Origin of the sequence: Dietzia sp. SLG310A2-38A2, assembly GCF_014145095.1 — a bacterium.
GTDB lineage: Bacteria > Actinomycetota > Actinomycetes > Mycobacteriales > Mycobacteriaceae > Dietzia.
The window spans coordinates 19,537-24,773 of record NZ_JAALDX010000154.1 but is presented as its reverse complement, the minus strand read 5'-3'; the positions used below and the strand labels follow the sequence as shown (position 1 = coordinate 24,773).

At 69.0% G+C, this 5,237-nt stretch carries 3 protein-coding genes and 1 pseudogene; all 4 read left to right on the top strand.

Going from position 1 to position 5,237, the window contains the following annotated elements; translation table 11 throughout:
• Window positions 1–2,606: methionine synthase (metH, locus tag G6027_RS06000; RefSeq protein ID WP_241726859.1), on the top strand; the 2,606-nt coding region annotated here is incomplete at its 5' end.
• Window positions 2,607–2,670: 64 nt separating this feature from the next.
• Window positions 2,671–3,225: a hypothetical protein gene (locus G6027_RS18650; protein WP_241726858.1), complete on the top strand. Its 555-nt coding sequence runs from the start codon at window positions 2,671–2,673 to the stop codon at window positions 3,223–3,225.
• Between the two features lie 12 nt (window positions 3,226–3,237).
• A pseudogene (locus G6027_RS05995) lies at window positions 3,238–4,578 on the top strand (heavy metal translocating P-type ATPase); the annotation flags it as partial.
• 151 nt (window positions 4,579–4,729) lie between these two features.
• On the top strand, window positions 4,730–5,237 hold a 508-nt coding region (locus G6027_RS05990), incomplete at its 3' end, for a hypothetical protein (RefSeq protein ID WP_182636314.1).

The window sequence follows — 5,237 nt, the reverse complement described above, 5'->3', positions numbered from 1 at the left end:
GGCGGGTCGAGCCGGTCAACGCGGTCGCCTCCCTCTACAGCTCGACCCCGCTGCGGGCCGACGCCGGCATCCTCATGATCGGCGAGCGCACCAACGCCAACGGGTCCAAGCGATTCCGGGACGCGATGCTCGCCGCCGACTGGGACACCTGCATGGACATCGCCAAGGAGCAGATGCGTGACGGGGCGCAGATGATCGACCTCTGCGTGGACTACGTCGGCAGGGACGGTTCGGGCGACATGGCCGAGCTGGCCGGACGCCTGTCGACTTCCTCGACCCTGCCGATCATGCTCGACTCGACCGAACCCGAGGTCATCCGGACGGGCTTGGAGCACCTCGGTGGACGGTGCACGGTCAACTCGGTCAACTACGAGGACGGGGCGGGCCCGGACTCGCGCTTCCAGAAGATCATGGAACTGGTCTCGCGCCACGGCGCCGCGGTGGTCGGGTTGGCCATCGACGAGGAGGGCCAGGCACGCACGGCGGACCGCAAGGTCGAGATCGCGGAGCGGATCATCGCCGACCTCACGGAGAACTGGGGGATCGCCGAGGACGACATCATCATCGACTGCCTGACCTTCCCCATCTCCACCGGTCAGGAGGAGGTGCGACGGGACGGGATCGAGACCATCGAGGCGATCCGCAGGCTCACCGAGTCGCGCCCGAGGATCCACACCACCCTGGGACTGTCCAACATCTCGTTCGGCCTCAATCCTGCTGCACGTCAGGTGCTCAACTCCGTGTTCCTGCACGAGTGCATCCAGGTGGGCCTGGACACCGCCATCGCGCACAGCTCCAAGATCCTGCCCATGAGCAAGATCGACGATCGTCAGCGGGAGGTCGCGCTCGACCTCGTCTACGACCGCCGCAAGGAGGGGTACGACCCGCTCCAGGTGTTCATGGAGCTGTTCGACGGGGTGTCCACTGCGAGCACCAAGGACGCGAGGGCCGCCGAGCTCGCGGCGATGCCGCTCATGGAGCGGTTGTCGGCGCGGATCGTCGACGGCGAGCGCAAGGGCCTCGAGGCCGATCTCGACGCGGCGATGGCGGAGATCCCCCCGCTCGAGATCATCAACACCCACCTGCTCAGCGGCATGAAGACGGTCGGCGAGCTGTTCGGCTCCGGCCAGATGCAGCTGCCGTTCGTCCTGCAGTCCGCGGAGACCATGAAGACCGCGGTCGCCCATCTGGAACCCCACATGGAGGCCAGCGACGAGGACGGCAAGGGCCGCATCGTCCTGGCGACGGTGAAGGGCGACGTCCACGACATCGGCAAGAACCTCGTGGACATCATCCTGTCCAACAACGGGTACGACGTGGTCAACATCGGCATCAAGCAGCCGATCGCCGACATCATCTCGGCGGCCCGGGAGCACAAGGCGGACGTGATCGGCATGTCCGGCCTCCTGGTCAAGTCGACCGTGGTGATGAAGGACAATCTCGCGGAGCTGAACTCCGAGGGCATCGCCGGCGACTTCCCGGTCCTTCTGGGTGGCGCCGCCCTCACGCGCGCCTACGTCGAGGTGGATCTCGCCGGGATGTACCAGGGCGAGGTGTTCTACGCCCGCGACGCGTTCGAGGGACTGCGCCTCATGGACGAGGTGATGACGGCCAAGCGGACCGGCGTGCCCATGTCCGAGTCCTCGGATGCGTCGGCCAAGGCCGCGGAACGGCGCGAGCGCCGGGCCCGCAGCGAGCGGATCGCCGCCAAGCGGGCCGCCGAGGCCGAGCCCGTCGTGGTCCCGGAGAGGTCGGACGTCGCGGCGGACCAGCCGATCGCCACCCCGCCCTTCTGGGGGACGCGGATCGCCAAGGGCATCCCCGTGGCGGACTACGTCGGTCACCTCGACGAGCGTGCGCTGTTCTTCGGGCAGTGGGGGCTTCGCGGCACCCGCAGCGGGGACGGCCCCGACTACGATGAGCTGGTCGCCACCGAGGGCCGGCCGCGCATGCGTTCGTGGATCGATCGTCTCACCACCGAGAGGATCCTGGCCCACTCCGCTGTGGTCTACGGATACTTCCCGGCCTACTCGGAGGGCGAGGACATCTGTGTGCTGGCCGAGCCCCGTCCGGACGCCGAGGTGTTGCACCGGATCTCGTTCCCCCGCCAGCAGCGGGGACGGTTCCTGAGCATCCCGGACTTCCTGGCCTCCAAGGAGCGGTGCGAGGCCGAGGGGACCGTCGACGTCCTGCCCTTCCAGCTCGTCACCATGGGGACCCCGATCGCGGACTTCGCCAACGAGCTGTTCGCCGCGGACAACTACCGCGACTACCTCGAGGTTCACGGCCTGTCGGTCCAGCTCACCGAGGCGCTGGCCGAGTTCTGGCACCGGCGGGTGCGCGACGAACTGCGCCTGCCCGAGGGCGCGGTCTCGGACGAGGACCCCGACACCATCCACGACTACTTCGACCTCAAGTACCGGGGAGCCCGCTACAGCTTCGGCTACGGTGCCTGCCCGGACCTGGAGTCCCGCAAGGTCGTGGTGGACCTGCTGGAGCCGGAACGCATCGGAGTCGAACTCTCGGAGGAACTGCAGCTCCACCCCGAGCAGTCGACGGACGCCTTCGTGCTCTACCACCCGGAGGCCAAGTACTTCAACGTGTGACCCGAGCACCCAGGGCAGCCTCTCCTTGCTGGTAGAGGCTGCCCTGCCGGGTGATGATCAATGGATGGACATCGGCCGGGACGGGGCGCTGCGTACGTTCGTCGCCTCGCGCCAGGGCGTACTGGCGATCTCCACCGTCCTGGCGATCGTGGTCCATCTGCTCGCCCGGGCGATCAGCGGGCCCGGCGGCTCCGCCACAGGGGAGTGGGTGATCCGCGCGCCCCTGATCGCGGTGGTGGTGGTCGGCGGGATCCCGCTCATCGTCGAGGTCCTCCGGTCCGCGGTGAGGAGCGCGGGCGGGGCCGACCTGCTGGCCGCGGTGTCGATCGTCACCGCGGTCGTCCTGGGCGAGTGGCTGGTGGCCGCGATTGTCGTCCTCATGTTGTCCGGCGGAGAGGCTCTCGAGGCCGCGGCGTCCCGGAGGGCGTCGGCCACTCTGGACGCCCTCGCGCGGCGCAGCCCTGCGATCGCCCACCGCCTCCGTGGATCCTCCCCCTCCGAGGGCGTCGACGACCTCCGTGCGGAAGAGGTCCGCGTCGACGACCTGGTGCTCGTCCTGCCCCACGAACTGTGCCCCGTCGACGGCGAGGTGGCGGAGGGCAGAGGCGCGATGGACTAGTCCTACCTCACCGGCGAACCGTACGTCGTACCCAAGTCACCCGGTTCACAGGTGCTCTCCGGCGCTATCAACGGCGAGTCACCACTGACCATCCGCGCCGAGCGGGTGGCGGCGGATTCCCGTTACGCGCAGATCGTCGGCGTGCTGCGGGAAGCAGAGGAGAACCGGCCCCCGATGCGTCGCCTCGCCGACCGCCTCGGCGCCTGGTACACGCTCATCGCGCTGGCGCTGGGTGTCCTCGGCTGGGCGATCTCCGGCGATCCGACCCGTTTCCTCGCGGTGGTGGTGGTCGCGACACCGTGTCCGCTCCTCATCGGGGTCCCCGTCGCGATCATCGGCGCCATTTCGCTGGCCGCCAAGCGCGGCATCATCATCCGGAATCCGGCGATGCTCGAGGACGTCGGTCGGGTCGAGACGATGATGTTCGACAAGACCGGCACGCTGACCTACGGGCGTCCGGTGCTCACGGAGATCGTCGTGAGGCCCGGGACCGATCCCGACGAGGTGCTCGCCGCCGCCGCGGCGGTCGAGGTCTACTCCCGACACCCGCTCGCCAGAGCTGTCGTCGAAGCGGCCGCAGAACGCAACCTCGGGACTCCGCCCCCCACCTCCGTCTCGGAGAAGCCCGGTGCCGGACTGGTCGGCGAGGTGGGTGGACGTCTCGTCCGGTTGACCAACCGTCGCGGACTCGCCGAGGTCGATCCCGATGCGATCGACCTCCTCCCGGTGACCGAGACGGGGATGGAGTCGGTCGTCCTCGTCGACTACCAGTACGCCGCGACCCTGCGTTTCCGTGACGAACCACGTGCCACCGCGGCCGATTTCATCGCGCACCTCCCGCGCGCGCACGGCGTCACACGGATGATGATCATCTCCGGTGACCGTGAAGCCGAGGTCCGCCGATTGGCGGACCGGGTGGGAATCCGGGAGGTCTACGGCGGGATCAGCCCCGAGGGCAAACTCGCGATCGTCCGCGAGCGCACGGCGGCGGGTCCCACCCTGTACCTCGGCGACGGGATCAACGACGCCCCCGCGATGACGGCCGCCTCAGCCGGGGTCGCCTTCGGCTCCACCTCCGACGTCACCGCCGAGGCCGCCGACGCCGTGGTGCTGGAGTCCTCCCTGGAGAGGCTCGACGACCTCCTCCACATCGGGGCGCGCATGCGCCGGATCGCGTTGCAGTCGGCGGTGGGCGGGATGGCCGCCTCCGTGATCGGGATGCTCCTGGCGGTGTTCGGTCTGCTCAGCCCTCTCGCGGGGGCGATTGCGCAGGAGGTCATCGACGTACTCGCGATCCTCAACTCCGCGCGGGTCGTCATGGCGCCACGGAGACTCAGCGACTTCGAGGACTGACCTCCGGTCTCGCCGGACGCGGACACCACTCGACGGCGCCCCCACAGCTAACGGCCCACACGGCTAACGATCAGCGGGCCCCGGTCGATGACCAGATATGGATGCACCCGACGACAGTGCATCGAGGGCAGCGCGGGACGAGGAGCAAGCCATGACCATGATCCGTCGACAAGCCGCCCTGACCTGTGCGGCCGTCCTGCTCGCCGGGGGAGCAGCCGTGGCACTCGCACCCGCGGCCTCAGCCCAGGTGTGGCACCACTCGCCGGCCTGGGACGTCCGTATGCCGTACCCGCTGGGCGGTGAGCACACCATCCGCTTCGGTGCCTTCACCACGTGCAAGCTGGGCGGCGACGAGCGCTTCCACCAGGCGCTGAGCGCGAACGCCAGAGACCTCGACCAGCCCGTCGGCTCGTTCGACTTCTCAGCCACCCTGTTCCCGTTCAACTCCGCGACCGTGGAGTGGCACAACATCGACACCGATGCGAGGGGTGTGCACACGGTCCAGTCGACCGGACCCGAAGTCGGCGTCGGCGGCGTGTTCACCGGGCACGGGCGGCTGGCGGTCACCATCACCACCAGCAAGTCCGCCCTGCCCACCTTCGCCCCCGGGTCCGTCGTACCTTTCGCCTCCGCCACCCACACCGAGCGCTTCCTTGTCG

Bases quoted from the DNA above. Each gene is read 5' to 3' on its own strand.
- G6027_RS18650 (WP_241726858.1), top strand. From the start codon at position 2,671: ATGGACATCGGCCGGGACGGGGCGCTGCGTACGTTCGTCGCCTCGCGC.